The 15963-nt window shown below is 68.3% G+C and carries 15 protein-coding genes; 1 reads left to right on the top strand and 14 read right to left on the bottom strand.

Annotation, left to right across the window (positions count from 1 at the left end; all coding sequences use genetic code 11):
- Nucleotides 1-21 precede the first annotated feature (21 nt).
- The 8 genes from HMPREF1868_RS09660 to yqeB form a co-directional block, all read right to left on the bottom strand.
- Entirely contained in the window at nucleotides 22-501 is a 480-nt protein-coding gene (locus HMPREF1868_RS09660) for an MOSC domain-containing protein (RefSeq protein ID WP_062529549.1), read from the bottom strand.
- Nucleotides 491-985 carry a cyclic pyranopterin monophosphate synthase MoaC gene (gene moaC, locus HMPREF1868_RS09655; RefSeq protein WP_062529547.1) on the bottom strand — a complete coding sequence of 165 codons (495 nt, stop codon included), beginning with the start codon at nucleotides 983-985 and terminating at the stop codon, nucleotides 491-493. Before moaC ends, HMPREF1868_RS09660 begins: the two co-directional genes overlap by 11 nt.
- A gap of 2 nt (nucleotides 986-987) precedes the next feature.
- The gene (gene moaA / locus HMPREF1868_RS00845; RefSeq protein WP_062529545.1) at nucleotides 988-1950 is read right to left on the bottom strand and encodes a GTP 3',8-cyclase MoaA; all 963 of its coding nucleotides are present in this window, start codon (nucleotides 1948-1950) and stop codon (nucleotides 988-990) included.
- Nucleotides 1947-3002, bottom strand: a complete 1056-nt coding sequence (locus HMPREF1868_RS00840; protein WP_062529543.1) for a sulfate/molybdate ABC transporter ATP-binding protein — start codon at nucleotides 3000-3002, stop codon at nucleotides 1947-1949. The genes moaA and HMPREF1868_RS00840 overlap by 4 nt, the downstream gene beginning before the upstream one ends.
- Nucleotides 3002-3685: a molybdate ABC transporter permease subunit gene (modB, locus tag HMPREF1868_RS00835; protein ID WP_062529541.1), complete on the bottom strand. Its 684-nt coding sequence runs from the start codon at nucleotides 3683-3685 to the stop codon at nucleotides 3002-3004. Before modB ends, HMPREF1868_RS00840 begins: the two co-directional genes overlap by 1 nt.
- 6 nt (nucleotides 3686-3691) lie before the next feature.
- Complete coding sequence (modA, locus tag HMPREF1868_RS00830) at nucleotides 3692-4564, bottom strand: molybdate ABC transporter substrate-binding protein (protein WP_062529539.1); 873 nt, start codon at nucleotides 4562-4564, stop codon at nucleotides 3692-3694.
- 78 nt (nucleotides 4565-4642) lie between these two features.
- Nucleotides 4643-5656 (bottom strand): XdhC family protein, encoded by a 1014-nt coding sequence (locus HMPREF1868_RS00825; protein WP_062529537.1) that lies wholly within the window; start codon nucleotides 5654-5656, stop codon nucleotides 4643-4645.
- Between the two features lie 94 nt (nucleotides 5657-5750).
- The gene (gene yqeB / locus HMPREF1868_RS00820; protein WP_062529535.1) at nucleotides 5751-6545 is read right to left on the bottom strand and encodes a selenium-dependent molybdenum cofactor biosynthesis protein YqeB; all 795 of its coding nucleotides are present in this window, start codon (nucleotides 6543-6545) and stop codon (nucleotides 5751-5753) included.
- A 266-nt stretch (nucleotides 6546-6811) separates the two neighbouring features.
- Between yqeB and yqeC the strand changes: the two genes are divergently transcribed.
- Nucleotides 6812-7552, top strand: coding sequence for a selenium cofactor biosynthesis protein YqeC (yqeC, locus tag HMPREF1868_RS00815; RefSeq protein ID WP_197414905.1), 741 nt, complete (start codon nucleotides 6812-6814; stop codon nucleotides 7550-7552).
- A gap of 40 nt (nucleotides 7553-7592) precedes the next feature.
- Here the strand turns inward: yqeC and HMPREF1868_RS00810 are convergent, their stop codons facing one another.
- The 6 genes from HMPREF1868_RS00810 to HMPREF1868_RS09485 form a co-directional block, all read right to left on the bottom strand.
- Nucleotides 7593-8909: a uracil-xanthine permease family protein gene (locus HMPREF1868_RS00810; RefSeq protein ID WP_062529531.1), complete on the bottom strand. Its 1317-nt coding sequence runs from the start codon at nucleotides 8907-8909 to the stop codon at nucleotides 7593-7595.
- Nucleotides 8910-9066: 157 nt separating this feature from the next.
- Nucleotides 9067-11946, bottom strand: coding sequence for a molybdopterin-dependent oxidoreductase Mo/Fe-S-binding subunit (locus HMPREF1868_RS00805; RefSeq protein WP_062529529.1), 2880 nt, complete (start codon nucleotides 11944-11946; stop codon nucleotides 9067-9069).
- Nucleotides 11943-12734, bottom strand: coding sequence for an FAD binding domain-containing protein (locus HMPREF1868_RS00800; protein WP_062529528.1), 792 nt, complete (start codon nucleotides 12732-12734; stop codon nucleotides 11943-11945). Before HMPREF1868_RS00800 ends, HMPREF1868_RS00805 begins: the two co-directional genes overlap by 4 nt.
- Nucleotides 12735-13085: 351 nt before the next feature.
- Entirely contained in the window at nucleotides 13086-13469 is a 384-nt protein-coding gene (locus tag HMPREF1868_RS00795) for a Rid family detoxifying hydrolase (RefSeq protein WP_062529526.1), read from the bottom strand.
- Nucleotides 13470-13540: 71 nt separating this feature from the next.
- Entirely contained in the window at nucleotides 13541-14893 is a 1353-nt protein-coding gene (hydA, locus tag HMPREF1868_RS00790; protein ID WP_062529525.1) for a dihydropyrimidinase, read from the bottom strand.
- A gap of 65 nt (nucleotides 14894-14958) precedes the next feature.
- A complete protein-coding gene (locus HMPREF1868_RS09485; RefSeq protein ID WP_082719457.1) occupies nucleotides 14959-15927 on the bottom strand; it encodes an NTP transferase domain-containing protein in 969 nt (322 codons plus the stop codon).
- Nucleotides 15928-15963 lie beyond the last annotated feature (36 nt).

The raw sequence follows: 15963 nt of genomic DNA, 5'->3' as shown, positions 1-15963 counted from the left end.
AGCCTCGCGCACGCACCGCGCTCACAGCTGCTTGACCGCTTCCTCATCGAGCACGCGGATCGCGTCGCCCGGTCGTACCGTGCCGCCACGCACCACCACGCAGAAGATGCCGTCGGTGGGCATGACGCAGATGCCCACCAGGCGACGGATCTCGCAGTCGTTGTGGCAGGTCTTGCCGATCTGGGTCACCACGAGGAGGCAGGGGCCCACCTCGAGCGCCGTCCCCACGGGGAGCTCCCTCAGGGCGAGGCCGCGCGTCAGGATGTTCTCGGCGAAGTCCCCCGCCTTGAGCTCCACCCCCCTGTCCCGCATCGTGTCCACCGACTCGTCTCCGAGCAGGCTCACCTGGCGATGCCAGTTGCCGGCGTGGGCGTCGCCCTCGATGCCCACGCCCACCCTGAGCTCGATGGCGTCGACCGTGTGCTTGCGGGTACCCTTGCGTTCGCTGACGCAGCAGGAGACGACCTCGCCCTCCCGCGTGCCATCGGCATTACTCCCCATGCTCCCTCTCCTCTTCGGTCCGAACGAAGTGCCCGCTCTTTCCGCCGTCCTTCTCGAGGAGGCGGACGTCCGTCACCACCATGTCGCGCTGGACCGCCTTGCACATGTCATAGATCGTCAGCGCGGCCACGGAGGCGGCGGTCATGGCCTCCATCTCGACGCCGGTCTCGCCGCAGCAGCGGCAGCTCGCCTCGAGCGCGATGCCGTCCTCCTCGAGGGAGAAGGACACGTCAACCCCCGTGAGCTGGATGGGATGGCACATGGGAACCAGCTCCCAGCAGCGCTTGGCCGCCATGATGCCCGCGACCTGGGCCACGGCCAGGACGTCTCCCTTCCTGATCCCGCCCGTGCGCACGAGCTCGAGCGTCGCCGGGTTCATGAGCACCCTGCCGCCCGCCCGGGCGACGCGCTGGGTCCTCTCCTTTGCCGAGACGTCCACCATCCGCGCCCGGCCCTGCTCGTTGAAGTGGGTGAGCTCTTCCATCCTCATCCTCCGATCTCGTTCATCGTGCGCAGGCTCTCGCTCGCCTGGCCCAGCGCCGCGCTCAGGTGGTGCTCCGCGGGCTTGGCGGCGATGGCCCCGCGCAGCGCGTGCGCGAGATCCTCCCCGTGCAGCCCGCGCACGGAAATCTCCTGCCCCGAGTGCAGGCAGGGCTTTACCATGCCGTCCGCCGTGAGCCTGAGGCGCGTGCATCCGCTGCAGAACTTGTGGCTCAGCGGCCGGATGAGGCCGACCGTCCCCTTCCAGCCCGGCGCCGAGAAGACCTGCGAGACTCCGTCCTGGCCCACGGGCTCGAGCTCTCCCACGCGGTCGAGCACCACGTCCGCCGGCACGAAGCGGCCGCGCGGCCATGCGGCGCACTCCCCCATGGGCATGAGCTCGATGAAGCGCACGCTCGAGATGCCGTACGCTCCGTCGCGCGCGAGCTCCGCGAGGGGACGCACGTCCACGTCGTTGACGCCACCCATGAGGACGGCGTTGAGCTTGGTGCGCGAGAAGCCCGCGTCATGCGCGGCATCGAGGCCCGCGAGCACGTCGCGCAGCCTGCCCCCGCGCGTGATGAGCTCGTAGCGCACGGGGTCGAGGGTGTCGAGGCTCACGTTGAGGCGGCCGAGCCCCGCCTCGCGCAGGGATGCTGCCAGGGGTGCCAGGAGCGTGGCGTTGGTGGTCAGCGCCAGCTCGTCGATGCCCGGCACGGCCGCGAGCATGCGCACGAGGTCGACGACGCCGCGACGCACGAGCGGCTCCCCGCCCGTAAGCCGGACCTTGTGCACGCCGAGCTCGGCACAGGCGGTGACGACCTCGACGATCTCTTCGAACGAGAGGATCTGGTCGTGCGCGAGCATGGGCACGCCGCCTGCGGGCATGCAGTACTGGCAGCGGCAGTTGCAGAGGTCGGTGACCGAGACGCGCAGGTACTCGATGCTGCGTCCCTGGCCGTCCCTCACCTCGTCCCGCCTTCCCCGAGCGGGAGCACGTCCCTCTTGGCGACGTGGACCACGCAGCGCTCCCCCGCCTCGAGGCCCTCCCATGCGTCCTTCTCGCACTCGTAGCGCAGGAGGCCGCCGGCCGGCGTTCTCAGCATCACGATGGTCGAGAAGCTGCTGTCTATGACGCGGTCCACGACGCAGGGGATGCGGTTCTCTCCCTCGCCCATGTGCAGGTAGTGGGCGCGGATCCCCACGTGCGTGACGTCGAGCCCGGAGGGGACCTCGCAGGAGAGCGTCACGCCCCAGGCCTCGCAGCGCAGGCTCCCGTCCGGCAGAGCGCTGACGGGCGAGACGTTCTTGCATCCCGAGATGAGGGCCGCGGCGAGGCTGCGCGGCGCCTCGAAGAGCTCTCGCATGCCCATCTTGGGGCCCGAGCGGCCGTCGCTCACCACGCAGACGCTGTCGCACATGCGATACACCTCGTCGCGGTTGTGCGAGACGTAGACCACCCCGCCCGGGAAGCGCCTCAGCGTGTCCGCGAGCTCGAGCTCGAGCTGCCAGCGCAGATATCCGTCGAGGGCGGAGAAGGGCTCGTCCAGGAGCAGGAGCTCAGGGTCGCTCGCGAAGATGCGGGCCATCGCGCAGCGCTGCTGCTGCCCGCCCGAGAGCTCCCGGGGACGTCGCGCGGCCAGCTCGCCCACGTGCAGGGCCTCGAGCTCGCGGCGCGCCCGCTCGCGGCGCTCCTGCCTGCTGCCCTCGCGGATCGCCGCCATGACGTTCTGCTCCACGGTCATGTTGGGGAAGAGGGCGTAGCTCTGGAAGAGGTAGCCCACGCGGCGCTGCTGGGCGGGGAGGTCGATGCCCGCCTCGGAGTCGAAGAGCACGCGGTCGTCGAGCACGATGCGTCCCTCGTCGGGCCGCATTATTCCCGCGATGCACTTGAGGGTGAGGGACTTGCCGCAGCCCGAGGCGCCCAGGAGGGCGACGACCTCGTGGGGGCGCTCGAGCTCGAAGGCCACGTCCAGCGAGAAGCCCCCCAGGCGCTTCCTGACGTCCACGACGAGGGACACTACGACCGCCTCCCCACGGCTGCGGACTCGCGCTCGCGTCGCTCCATGAGGTTGACCGCCAGGAGCACCACGGCGGAGATGGCGAGGTTCACGAGCACCCAGGCGAGCGCCCCCGCGTCGTCGCCCGTGCGCCAGAGCTGGTACACGGTGGTCGACACCGTCGCCGTGGAGCCGGGCGTGTAGCCGCAGACCATCGAGGTGGCACCGTACTCCCCCAGCGCACGCGCGAAGGCGAGGACCACGCCGGCCATGATACCCTGGCGGCAGCAGGGCAGCTTGACGCTCCAGAACACCCAGGCGTCGGAGCGACCCAGGGTGTGGGCGGCATCGGCGAGGGTCTGGTCGAAGGACTCGAAGGCGCCGCGCGCCGTGCGGTACATGAGGGGGAAGCTCACGACGACCGAGGCGAAGATGGCCGCATACCAGACCATGGTGAGCCTGAGCGAGAGGTGGTCCAGGAGCCAGGCACCTATGGGCCGGCGCGGACCGAGCAGGATGAGCAGCAGGTAGCCCACGACCGTCGGCGGCAGGACCAGGGGAAGGGTCAGGACGACGTCCAGCACGCCCTTGACGACCCTCGGCAGGCGGGCGACGACGTCGGCGAGCCAGATTCCCAGGAAGAACACGAGGGTGGCCGAGACGGCGGCCACCCTCAGCGAGTTTATGAGCGGGTACCAGTCCATGGACCGTTACTTCTTGAGCGGCGTGAACCCCACGGCCTCGAAGGCGGCGGAGGCGTCGGGGCCCTGGAGAAACTCGAGGTAGGACTTGGCTGCGTCGGCGTTCTTGGAGGCCTTGAGCACGGCCGCGGGGTAGATGACCCTGCCGCACATCTCCTCGGTGGCCTCGTCCACCACGGTGAGCTTCGCGGAGGTGGCGTCGGTCTTGTAGATGATGCCGCAGTCGGCGGACGCCTCCTTGACCTGGGCCGTGACCTCCTTCACGTTGCTGCCGTACGAGAGGACGCCTGCAGAGGAGAGGCTCGCCTCGTCCAGACCGAAGTAGGTGAAGATCTTCTGGGTGTACTGGCCAACGGGCACGTCAGAGTTGCCCATGGCGAGAAGCACCCCACCGGACGTGAGCAGGGACTTGAGGTCCTCGAAGCTCTTGATGTTCTTGGGATTGCCCTCGGGGACGACGAGCGTGACCTTGTTCTCGAGGAGGTCGATGCGGGTCGAGTGGTCGACGAAGTCGAGCTTGTCGTCGTTGCCCTTCTCGGCATCGATGTCCAGGGCGTTCATCTGCTTGGGTGCGGCGGAGATGAACACGTCGCAGTCCGCGCCCTCCTGGATCTGGGTCTTGAGGGTGCCCGAGGAGTCGAAGTTGTAGGTGGGCTCGGCGTTGCCCTCCTTGGCGAAGGCCTTGCCGGCCTCGGTGAGGGACTCGGTGAGGGAAGCCGCCGCGAAGACGGTCAGCGCCTTGGCGGTATCGGTCGTGGCCTGGCCAGACGTCGTGGACGTGGAGTCCGTGCTTTCCGCCGGCTTGGAGCAGGCAGTGACGCCGAGGGTTCCTGCGGCTGCCGCGGCCGCGACGAAGCCGCGCCTGGTGACGTTTGCGTTCATGTGTGCTTCCTCTCTTCCGTGAATCTCCCCTTGCGGGGCCAACAGACCCGGGCGGTCGGCAGTGCCGAGCCCGAGACCTCAGTGCTCGTGCGGGCGGTGCGGCCGCAGCTCGGCGCGGCGGCGGATCATCTCTCCCGCGATAGATATGGCGATCTCCCCCGGCGTCACTGCCAAGATGTCGTCGCCGATGGGCATGCAGATCGAGTCGATCCAGGACTGCGCGATGCCATGCTTTGCCAGGACCCCCTTGGCGAAGGCGGACTTGCGCGCGCTGCCCAGGCAACCGGTGTAGGCGGGCTCCGCGGGGGCGACGCGCTCCAGTACGTCGATGTCGGCCGCATGGCCGTGGGTCGCCACCACCACGTAGTCGCGGCGGCTCACCTCGACCTGGTCCCCCAGGGAGCGGAAGTCGCCGCAGAGGACGCGCTCCGCCGTGGGGAAGCGCTCGGCCACAGCGAGTTCGGGACGATCGTCGTACACCACGGCCCTGAACCCCACGCTCGTGAGCACCGGCACCAGGGCATGTGCGACGTGCCCCGCGCCAAAGACGTAGACGATGGGATCGGACCCCAGCGGCTCGGCATAGCTCCTGCCCGCCTCGTCCCACGTCGGCGCCTCGAGCGCCACGCGCGGGTCGTCCGACGCGAGCTCGTCGAGCGTGAGGGTCTCGACGCGATGTCCGCCCCCCTGCCAGCTCTCGCAGTACACGCCGGGACGTCCCTGGCCGTTGAGTTCCAGGGTCCGCCGCAGGGCGTCGAGGTCCCCCTGGTCCAGCAGGTCGCAGGCGATGAGGGCGTCGCCGCCGCAGGCCATGCCCGTGGACTGCATGGTGAACCACTCGAGGAAGGGCTCGCCCCTGCCGGCGGCCAGCGCGAGGGCGCGGTCCAGGACCATCTGCTCAACCCTGCCTCCGCCCACGGTGCCCATGAAGCCGCCGTCGGCGAAGGCGGCCATGCGGGCCCCCGCGCCACGCGGCATGGATCCGCGCGTGGCGAGCACGGTGCAGAGCGCGACGGGACGCCCCGCCTCGAGCTCCTCGATGAGCCTGAGGACGAAGTCATGGTCGCGCATGGAGTCGCGGGAGTCGTTCATGGGCATTCTCCTTTCTGCGTGATGCCTGGGCTCGCATCTGGCGGCGGCTGTCCCCGGGAGGCCGGCGGGCGGGGTCGCCCCCCGCCTCGTCCTGCTAGGCGAGGAGCTGGGGACTGAAGTGCAGGATGGCCTCGAGGACGCCCCCTCCGATGGCCCGTGCCTTGTCAGATACGGTCAGGCAGTGCGCGGGGTTGCCGCGTGGGTCTATGTCGCCGGACTTCATGCCGCGGGTGACGGGCACGCCCTCCTGCAGGAGGCCGCGCAGGACGCCGTCGATGGTGCAAGGCAGGGGCTCGCCCGCCACGTAGGCGGCGACGTCGCCCGCCTTGACCACGTCGCCAATCTTGAGCACGGGCTCGAAGCTGCCGTCCGCAGGAGCGCGCAGCACGCGGTCGGCCCCATGGCCCGCGATGATGCCGGGGACGCCGGTGTTCGCGATGGGGGTGCCCTCGTAGTAGACGCGCCCGAGCTCGTGTCCACGCTTGGTCTCGACTGCGGCATGACAGTCGACGGGAGCCGTGAAACCGGGGCCCACGCCTATGACCACGGGCGCCATGCCCTTGGTCGTGCCCAGGTTGCGCTTGGCCAGGATGGCGTCCACCACCACGTGGGGACGGAGCTCCTCGATGACCCTGCCCTCGGGGTCGACCAGGACCGCCACCTCGCCAGCGCGCGCGATGCGCAGGGCGTCTGCGGCGTTCTTGGCGCGCCGGGCGAGCTGGTCCTCGACCTTGGCCTGTCCCAAACGGATAGCCTCCGAGAAGGCGACTGTGCGCCGCACGGCCGTGGGGACGGCGATGTCGCACATCACGACCTCCATGCCCGCGCGACGCAGGCGCAGGGCGATGCCCGAGGCGAGGTCCCCGGCACCCCTCATCACGACCAGCATGCGACCACTCCCCCACTCGACCTACGACAGGCCCCCTGCCCAGCATCGCAGGCGCTATCCCGTTGTACCGCCGCAGCGACCCCCTCTGCCAAGCCTCGCTGTTTCTGTGCACATATAACGACGCGCAGAAAAAAGGCCCCCCGAGGGCGAGAAGACCGGCTGCTACGATGTTGCCAGCAGGCCCTGGAAGAGCCCGCTTGTCCATGTTCTCCCAAGTATATTACTAAGAATTGGGTAGTCTAATGCTTATTGGCGATTTTCTGCGAGTGGCACCCGGAATCACCTGCGTGGTGGGCAGCGGCGGCAAGACGACCCTGCTCAGGACCCTCTCGTACGAGCTTTCGGGCAGCATGGATGCCCCCGCGACCGCAGCCTCTGGTGGCGCGTCGGCAGATGACCCTTGGAACAAGTGCTTAGGGCCTGCGGTGATCCTGACGACCACCACGCACTTCCTTCCCTTCGAGGGGATCGAGACCCTCGTGGACCCCAGCCGCGAGGACCTCGCGCGGGCAGGCGCCACGCGGGGAGTGGTGTGCGTGGGCGGCCTGGGCAAGGGCGGCAAGCTCGGCACATCCGCGACCCTCTCGCCCGCGGAGCTCGCGCTGGCCTCGCCCTACGTGCTGGTCGAGGCGGACGGCTCCCGGCAGCTGCCGCTCAAGGCGCACGAGACCTGGGAGCCCGTGATTCCCGAGGGAAGCGCCAGGACCATATTGGTGATGGGGGCGTCAGGCTTCGGACGTCCCGTCCACGAGGTGGTGCACCGCCCCGAGCTCTACTGCGAGCGCACGGGGGCCCAGCCGGACGACCCCGCACGGCCCGAGGACCTGGCGCGCCTCCTGGACGTGGAGCGCGAGCTGGGGCTGGTCGACTTCGACGTCGTCCTCGTCAACCAGGCGGAGGACGAGGCGACGCTCGAGGACGCGCGCAGGCTCGCCTCCCACCTGAGGCTGGAGGCCCCCGTACTTGCCGGAAGCCTCCAGAAGAAGGAGCTCGTTCAGCTGCGCTAGCGGCATGCCGGTACCGGAAGCCCTGGTCCGAGCGGGACCCCTACTCCTCCGCCTCGGAGTCGTCCTCGGGAACGATGACGTTCAGCAGGAACGAGACGACGAAGCCGGTGATGATGGGCGAGCCGGTGATGACGCTGGCGACCTCGGCGGGCAGGAAGCCCAGGACGGCGGGCACGTTGGTGAGGCCCACGGCCACTGCCAGCGAGACGCCCACGATCATGCGGTTGCGGTAGTTGAGGGGCTGCTCGGTGATGAGCTGGATGCCCGACATGGTAATCGCCGCGAAGACCGAGAGCGTGGCACCGCCCAGCACGGGGTTGGGGATGGAGGTCATGAGGCCGCCGAACTTCGGGATGAGGCCGGCCACGATGAGCGTGGTGCCCACGATGACGAAGACGCGCTTGGCGACGACCTTCGTGGTGACGATGATGCCCACGTTCTGGCTGAAGGGATCGGAGGGGAAGCCTCCGAGCAGCGCGCCCAGCATGCCACAGACGCCCGTGCCCTTGACGGCACCACCCAGCTCCTTGTCGGTCGCCTGGCGGTTGAAGCCGCCGGCCGTGGTGGACGAGACGTCGCCGATGGTCTGGACGGCCTGTACCATGTACATGAGGATCATGGCGACGATCGCGCTGGGCTCGAAGGTCAGGCCGAAGTGCAGGGGCTGCGGAAGCGCGACCCAGGCGGCGCTGGCGATGCCCGAGGTGTCGACGCCGATGAAAATGGCCCAGACCACGTAGCCCACGAGCAGCCCGAAGAGAATGCCCAGGGTCTTGAGGATGCCCCTGCCGAAGAAGTTGAACGCCAGGGTGACCACCAGGACGAGGGCCGCGACGCCCACGTAGGCCGGTGCCCCGAAGTTGGGGTTGGACGCGCCACCGCCGATGTAGTTCATGGCCGTGCCATAGAGCGAGAGGCCGATGCAGAGCACCACGGTGCCGCTGACGACGGGCGGGAAGAGCGGGCGGATCTTCTCCATGGCCATGCCGATGAAGATGGAGAGGAACGCCGCGACCAGCTGGGCGCCAAGGATGCCCGAGACGCCATAGGCCTTGCCGATGGTGAGCAGGATGGGCAGGTACGCGAAGGCGACGCCCATGGCGTTGGGAAGGCCCATGCCCACGCCGAAGGGAGAGAGCAGCTGCACGAGCGTGGTGATGCCCGCGATGAGCATGCATGCCTGGATCAGAATGACCTTGTCCGAGTCGGGAAGCCCCAGGGTCGAGGCGATGATGATGGGCGGCGTGATGTTGCCCACGATCATGGCCAGCACGTGCTGCAGCGCGTGCGGGACACTGGCCCCCCAGCTGGGCTTTCCGTCGAACTTCCTCAACTCTTTCAGATCGTCTGCTGCCATGAGTACGTCCCCCCTAAAGACTTTTTGTATGACAACAAGACGAAAAGTCTAATGGCCAATCCCTCACAAAAGCTTCAAAAGTGAGAGATTGGCCATTGCGTGCCGCTTAGGTTAGAAAACGTACCGCTCACAACGTGAAGAGTATCTGGCGGGGACGTCAGATCCTTCCGAGCTCCCTCAGGACCTTCTCCGGCGTCATGGGCCAGCTGCGCATCCAGACGCCGCAGGCGTCGTGGATGGCGTTGCCGATGGCAGGGGCCGCGCCGTTGCAGGCGATCTCGGAGATGGACTTCGCACCGAAGGGGCCATCAGCGTCGTTGACATCCACCATGACCGCCTTGAAGTCGTCTGGCTGCTCGAAGATCATGGGCACGCCGTAGTCCGTGAGCGTGGTGCGCAGGGGACGGCCCTTCTCGTCGATGGTCATGTCCTCGTAGAGGGTGTGGCCGATGGACTTGAGCGCGGCGCCGTACATCTGGCACTGTGCGAGCTCGGGATTGATGGGCGTGCCGGCGTCCTGGAGCGCGTAGTACTTCTGCACCTTGACCTGGCCCGTACGGACGTTGACCGCCACCTGCGCGAAGTGGGCGCCATAGGGGATGGCGTTGGCCGTGGTGATGAAGCTGCCGTGCGCCACCACCTGGCCGCGGCCGTCGCCGGCGCAGCAGGCGTGTGAGAGGTCCCCGTAGCTCAGGGTCGCGTCGGTCCTGGTGGAGTGCACCTCTCCCGGATACCGAAGCTCCAGGTCCGCCTCGTCCTCCCCCATCTGCAGGGCGGCCTCGGCAATGATGCCGCGGGCGAGCTTGCGGGCGGCGTCCACGGAGGCGTTGCCGCTGAAGAAGGTACCCGACGAGGCGTAGGAACCCGTGTCGAAGGCGGCGGAGTCGGTGTCGCCAGAGATGACGCTGACCAGCTCGAGGGGAAGGTGGAGTATCTCCGCCGCCACCTTGGTCGAGATGGTGTCAAGGCCGGTGCCGATGTCCGCCCCACCGCTGTTCAGGATCACGGTGCCGTCGGTCTCGAGCTTGCAGATCGCCTCCGCGTGGTCCAGGCCGGGCAGGCCGCTGCCCTGCATAATCATCGCGAAGCCCTTGCCGATCTTCCAGTCGGGGTCGTCGGACTCCTCGCGCTTGCCCCACTCGATCATCTCGCAGCCGCGCCTGATGCACTCGTCCAGGCCGCAGGAGCCGACGGGAACCACGTTGCCCTCGCGGCCCTCGCCGAGGCCCTTCAGGATCTCGAGGCGGTAGCCCGTCTCGACGTGGTTCTTGACCGCCATGTCCTTGAAGTCGATGCCGAGCTTCTCGGCCAGCTGGGCCATGGCCATCATGATGCCGTAGCTGCCCTTGGGCGTACCGTAGCCCTGGTAGGCACCGGGCTGGAGCTTGTTCGAGTAGTAGGTGATGAGGTCGTAGGCCATGTTGTCGACCTTGAAGAGCGGGAGCACCTTGGAGCAGGAGTTCATGGGAACCGTGAGGCAGTGGTTGCCGTAGGCGCCGGTGTTGGCGCGCACCTCCATGAAGATCGCCGTGATGCTGCCATCCTTCTTGGCGCCCATCTTCACGCGCACGCGCATGGGGTGGCGCGCGGAGGCGGCCACGAGCTCCTCGGCGCGGGTGTGGCGGTAGTAGACCGGACGATGCGTGGCGTAGGCCGCGTAGGCGCAGACGTCCTCGACGAGGATGTCCTGCTTGGAGCCATAGCCGCCGCCGACTCTGGTCTTGACCACGTGGATCTTGTTCTGGGGGAGCCCGCAAACCCACGAGACGATGCGGCGCACGTGGTAGGGAACCTGCGTGGAGGCATAGACCTGGAGGCGCCCGCCCTCCATCTTGGCGTAGCAGAGGTGCGGCTCGAGGGGGGCCTGCTGCACGTTGGTGGTGCGGTAGGTCTCGTCCACGATGGCGTCCGCCTCGGCGAAGCCACGCTCGACGTCGCCAATGCCGCCCTTGTTGGAGGCGGCGATGTTCCTGTGGATGTCGGCCCTCAGCGGGAAGGGATAGAAAACCTTGCCCTCGCGCTCGTCGCCGGCGTCCTTGTTGTACTCGTCCAGGTCCTCGGGGGCGCCGACGCCGTACTCCACGATGCCGTCGTGCACGCGCGGCGCACCCTCGGCCATGGCCTCCTCGACGGAGAAGACCGGGTCCAGGACCTGGTAGTCGACGCTGATGAGACCGCAGGCCTCCCGGGCGATCTCCTTCGTCTCGGCTATGACGGCGGCGACGCGGTCGCCCACGAAGCGCACCTTGTGGTTGAAGAGCCTGGTGTCGTGCGGGGAGGGCTCGGGGTTGCCCTGCCCGGCCTGCATGTAGGTGATGTCGGGACAGTTGAAGCAGGTGATGACCGCCACGACTCCCGGCAGCGCCTCGGCGGCGCTCGCATCGATGGAGTTGATGTAGGCGGAGGCGTAGGGCGAGCGGAGCATGACCAGGTGGCAGGCGTCGGGATCGACGAAGTCCTCCACGAAGGCGCGCTCGCCCCTCACGAGCTGGGGGCCGTCCACCTTGGAGCCGGGCTTGCCCACGTAGCTGAGCTCGGGACGGTAGTCGGGGGCGATCTTCGACTCGTAGCCGCCCTTGTCGCGGAGCTCGCAGGCGAGCTTGACCGCCAGGTAGTAGTTCTCGTAGCTTGCGTCACGGATGTAGACGCCGGACAGCGCGTCCTTCACCTGCTCGCGCGTGGGGTTGGGTTCGTTCTCGAGGAGCCAGGTCAGGAGGAGGGCGGTTGCGGGAGAGTTGTAGGCGCTCTGCACCACGCCGGCATCGATGAGGGCCTGCTGGACGTAGCTCAGCTTGCCCGGCTCGCCCAGGCCGGCGGGGGTGCGCACCTCTCGCCCGTCGACCTCGCCCGCGAGCATGAGGTTTGCGTACACGGGGGTGCCGTCCACGAGCACGGTGTCAGAGCCGCAGAAGCCCTCGCCGTCGTCGCTGTCTCGCACGCAGAGGTTTCCGTTCCTTACCAGCAGCTCGCGCAGGGACAGCGTCGGATCAAGCTCGAAGCCGCGCTCGCGCCCGTCTATCTTGCACTCGATCCTCATCGCGCATCATCCCTTCCGGCGTCCTCGAGCATGCGAGCGAGGGTGACGCCCGCGAGGTAGCGCTTGTATCTCTCGCTTCCGTACATGTCGCTGGGAATCGTCGCGTCCAGCCCGTAGGCGAGCTCGACCAGCTCGTCCTCGCCGGCACCGCGCGACGCGGCGTCAGAGAGCTCGGGCGAGACGAACGCGCCCACGCCCTTGACCGTGAGCGCCACCCGTGCCGCCCCATCGTGCAGGCAGAGCGAGACGACGAGGTAGGAGAGGCTCTCCATGGTGTTGGCGTAGCGCTTCGAGGTGACCCAGCCGGGGTCGGCGGGAACGATGACGCGGCGGACGAGCCTGTGCTCCGGCTGCGTCTGCGCCCACTCGGCGACGCTCAGCCTCCTCGTCGCGCCGGACTCGTTCATGAGCCCGATGCTCGCACCCACGGCGAGCAGCGTCGCGGCGAGATACGAGTCGTCGCGCCAGGCGGCGACGTTGCCTCCCACGGTGGCCATGTTGCGCTTGGTGCGCGAGCCCATGAAGAGCAGGGCCTCCTTGAGGTAGGCGGGGACCAGCTCGCTTTGCAGGGCCTCCTGGAAGCTCGTGGTAGCGCCGATCAGGACCTCTCCGTCCCCAGCCTCGACCCCCCTCAGCTCGGCGACGCGGCTGATGGATACCAGCCTCTGGTAGTGCAGGGGCGAGCCGAGCCTGTTGAGCTCGGTCCCTCCGGCGAGGTAGCCCGCCCCGGAAGCAGCCAGCTTGGCCGCCTCCTGCGCAGAGGCCGCAATGACAAGTCTCTCGTCCATGTGATGCTCCGATGAACAGGCGCGTGCGAACGTCGCGGCACGCGCTACCTCCCAGCAAACGTCGGTTCGGCACGGTCAGGGAGGGCTATTCCATGCACCCTCATCGTGCGCCTAAAGCAAGGCAAAAGATAGTCGAAACCAGGCGAACGACCCAAAGAACTAGGCCTGTGACCTGCGGATACGTAATATTTTTAGAAACATAACGCCTGCCTGCGAAACCGGCGGCACGTACGTCGGTCGGCGTCTGCCTGGCCACCGCGCTCGTCTCGTCCCTCGACACGAGGGAGCCCTGGGCGACTCTCCGCCCAGGGCTCCCAAGGCTGCCACACGAGGCGACTGTGCGCCTCTCCGCTAGACCCTGGCTACGGCCTTGATCTCGACCTTGGCGCCCTTGGGCAGGGCCACGACCTGGAAGGCGGCGCGCGCGGGGTACGGTGCCTCGAAAAACTCGGCGTAGACCTCGTTCATAGGGCCGAACTCGGCGATGTCGCTCAGCAGGACGGTGGTCTCGACGACGTCGGCCATGCTGGCGCCGGCGGCCTCGAGGACGTTCTTGACGTTGGTCAGGCTCTGGCGGGTCTGGCTCTGGATGTCGTCTCCGGCGAACTCCCCGGTGGCAGGGTCGACGGGCAGCTGGCCCGAGACGTTGATCGAGACGCCCTCGGCCTGGATCGCGGCGGAGTAGGGTCCGACTGCTGCGGGAGCCTTGTCGGTGACGATGGCCTTCTTGTTCATTCCAAACTTCCTTTCTTCTCTCGTCGGACGCACCCGAGCGGCCGGCGCTGGAGCCTGATTGTAGGGACGCGCTACCTGCTGACGTAGCTGCCGGGCTTCTCGCCCGTGGGCTCCCCGTCGCGCGCGACGAGGACGCCGTTGACGAAGACGTACTTCGCGCGTCCCTGGGCCTCGAAGCCCTCGTAGGGCGTGTAGTCGACGTTCTGGTGCTGCGTCGCCGCCTGGATGGTCCAGCGGCAGCTGGGGTCCCAGACGCAGACGTCCGCGTCAGCGCCCTCGGCTAGCACACCCTTGCGGGGATACATCCCAAAGACCTTGGCGGGGTTCTCGCTCATGAGGCGGCAGAAGTCCTGGGGGCCAAGCGCGTCGGCGAAACTGGTCATGATCAGCGCGGGACGATGCTCCACGCCGGGACCGCCGTTGGGAATCCTGGTGAAGTCGCCGACGCCGCGGTCCTTCTGGCCCCTGAGGTTGAAGGCGCAGTGGTCGGTGGCGAGGGTGTCGATCTCTCCGTCGCAGACCGCCTGCCGCAGCACGGCCACGTCATGGGGCTTGCGCAGCGGGGGGCTCATGACGTACTTGGCGCCCTCGAAGCCGGGCTCGAGGTAGCGGGTGTCATCGAGCAGGAGGTACTGGGGGCAGCTCTCGACTGCGACGTCGACGCCGCGCGCCTTCGCGTCGCGGATGGCCTCGAGTCCCAGCGCGGTGGAGAGGTGCACGATGTTGATGCGAGCACCCGAGAGCTCCGCGAGGTAGCACAGGCGCGAGATGGCCTCCGCCTCGCAGACGTCCGGACGGCTCATGGGATGTCCCTCGGGACCAGTGATACCGCGGGCGAGCATGCGGCGCTGGAGCTCGTTCACGAGGGTCCCGTTCTCGCAGTGGACGCAGAGGATGCCGTCGCGGTCCTTGATCGACTCCAGGACCTCGAGGGTCTGCGCGTCGTCCAGGCGCAGGTGGTCGTAGGCGAAGTAGGTCTTAAACGACACGATGCCCGCGTCGAACATGTCGTCGACCTCTGCCCTGGTGCGCTCGTTCCAGTCCGCCATGGCCATGTGGAAGGCGTAGTTGGAGGTGCAGGTGCCGTCCGCGCGGGAGTGCCACTCCTCGAGGGCCTCCGCCAGCGTCATCCCCTTGTCCTGGGTGGCGTAGTCCACGATGGTCGTGGTGCCACCGCAGGCGGCGGCGCGGGTGCCCGTCTCGAAGCTGTCCGCCGTCCAATCCATGCCCGTCCAGCACTGCATGTGCGTGTGGGCGTCGATGAAGCCCGGGAAGACCCAGCAGCCGCTGGCGTCCACGACCTCGTCGGCGTCCGTGGCCTCGATGCCGGCGGCGATGCGCGCGACTTTGGCGCCGTCCAGCGCCACGTCACCACGCACCAGGCCGTCGGGCAGTACGAGTATGCCACCCTTGATCAGCTTCATGCGAACCATCTCCTTACTCGCTGCGGGCGCCCGCAGGCGTCCGCGCCAATCCGCAAACGAAGGCGCTACTCCCCCCTGACCAGACGCTCGAGACGGGCGAGCTCGTCGGGCGTGTCCACGTCCTCGAGCTCCTCCGGGCGCTCGGCCTCCACCAGGCGGATCCGTCGGGCCAGCTCGGGATCCTTCTTCAGGAGCCCCGTCCCGCCCACGTCGCCCTCGAGGCCCTTCAGTCCCTCGAAGCAGGATGCCGGGAAGAGGACGGGGCCGCCAGCCTTGCCCTGCCAGGCCAGGCGCACGACGCGCGTGGGGTCCTCGCGGAAGGCCCTCACCAGGGAGCGGACGCTCCTCTCGCCCAGGAGGGGCTGGTCGCCCGTGACGAACATGCAGCCGTCCCAGCCGGCGTCGAGCGAGAGTCCCATGCGGACCGTGTCGCTCTGGAGCGGCAGCTCGTGCCTGATCGAGCGCGCGCCGAGGCGGTCGCAGAGGTCCTGGACCTCCCGCCAGCGCGTGACGACCACGGGGTCGACCAGGTCGAGGGGCAGCGAGCGCAGCGTGCGCTCGAGGACGGGGGTGCCCGCCAGCGGCGCGACGAGCTTGTTCGAGCCGAAGCGGCTGGCCAGGCCCGAGGCCATGACCACGACGCCTATGCGGCCGCGGGAGGCGTCGTCCGAAACGTCCTTCGCGGCAGCGCCTGCCCCGAAGCCGTCGAAGCACTCGTCAAAGGAGCGCGTGCCGAAGCCGCGGCAGGCGGCGCTCCAGCGCTCGTAGCGCTCTAGCAGGTCGAGCGCCTCGGGGGTCAGACGAGAGCCGCCGCCTCCGGAGCCACCGATCGTGCGGCTCGTGAGCTTGACCCCCATCGACCTTTCCGCCACCTTGAGCATGCGGATCGCCTTGGTGTAGGCCATGCCCATGGATATGGCAGCGGAACGCAGGCTCCCCGTGGTCTGGACGGCCTGCAGCAGCCTGCAGGGCCCCGGGCCGAAGCACCGCGTTCCGTTGTCATCCAGGACGAACATGGCCTGTGAGGGTCTCATAGCCGCTCCTCCCGAGCTTGGGGGCGGGGCGACGGC

The sequence above is a fragment of the Olsenella sp. DNF00959 genome (genome assembly GCF_001553055.1).
In the GTDB taxonomy this organism is placed as follows: domain Bacteria; phylum Actinomycetota; class Coriobacteriia; order Coriobacteriales; family Atopobiaceae; genus Olsenella_I; species Olsenella_I phocaeensis.
This window is presented reverse-complemented; position numbering and strand designations above follow the sequence as displayed.

Excerpts from the sequence above, each read along its gene's own strand:
- HMPREF1868_RS09660 (WP_062529549.1), bottom strand. The coding sequence starts at position 501 with ATGGGGAGTAATGCCGATGGCACGCGGGAGGGCGAGGTCGTCTCCTGC.
- moaC (WP_062529547.1), bottom strand. The coding sequence starts at position 985 with ATGGAAGAGCTCACCCACTTCAACGAGCAGGGCCGGGCGCGGATGGTG.
- modB (WP_062529541.1), bottom strand. The coding sequence starts at position 3,685 with ATGGACTGGTACCCGCTCATAAACTCGCTGAGGGTGGCCGCCGTCTCG.
- modA (WP_062529539.1), bottom strand. The coding sequence starts at position 4,564 with ATGAACGCAAACGTCACCAGGCGCGGCTTCGTCGCGGCCGCGGCAGCC.
- HMPREF1868_RS00825 (WP_062529537.1), bottom strand. The coding sequence starts at position 5,656 with ATGAACGACTCCCGCGACTCCATGCGCGACCATGACTTCGTCCTCAGG.
- yqeB (WP_062529535.1), bottom strand. The coding sequence starts at position 6,545 with ATGCTGGTCGTGATGAGGGGTGCCGGGGACCTCGCCTCGGGCATCGCC.
- HMPREF1868_RS00810 (WP_062529531.1), bottom strand. The coding sequence starts at position 8,909 with ATGGCAGCAGACGATCTGAAAGAGTTGAGGAAGTTCGACGGAAAGCCC.
- HMPREF1868_RS00805 (WP_062529529.1), bottom strand. The coding sequence starts at position 11,946 with ATGAGGATCGAGTGCAAGATAGACGGGCGCGAGCGCGGCTTCGAGCTT.
- HMPREF1868_RS00800 (WP_062529528.1), bottom strand. The coding sequence starts at position 12,734 with ATGGACGAGAGACTTGTCATTGCGGCCTCTGCGCAGGAGGCGGCCAAG.
- HMPREF1868_RS00795 (WP_062529526.1), bottom strand. The coding sequence starts at position 13,469 with ATGAACAAGAAGGCCATCGTCACCGACAAGGCTCCCGCAGCAGTCGGA.
- hydA (WP_062529525.1), bottom strand. The coding sequence starts at position 14,893 with ATGAAGCTGATCAAGGGTGGCATACTCGTACTGCCCGACGGCCTGGTG.
- HMPREF1868_RS09485 (WP_082719457.1), bottom strand. The coding sequence starts at position 15,927 with ATGAGACCCTCACAGGCCATGTTCGTCCTGGATGACAACGGAACGCGG.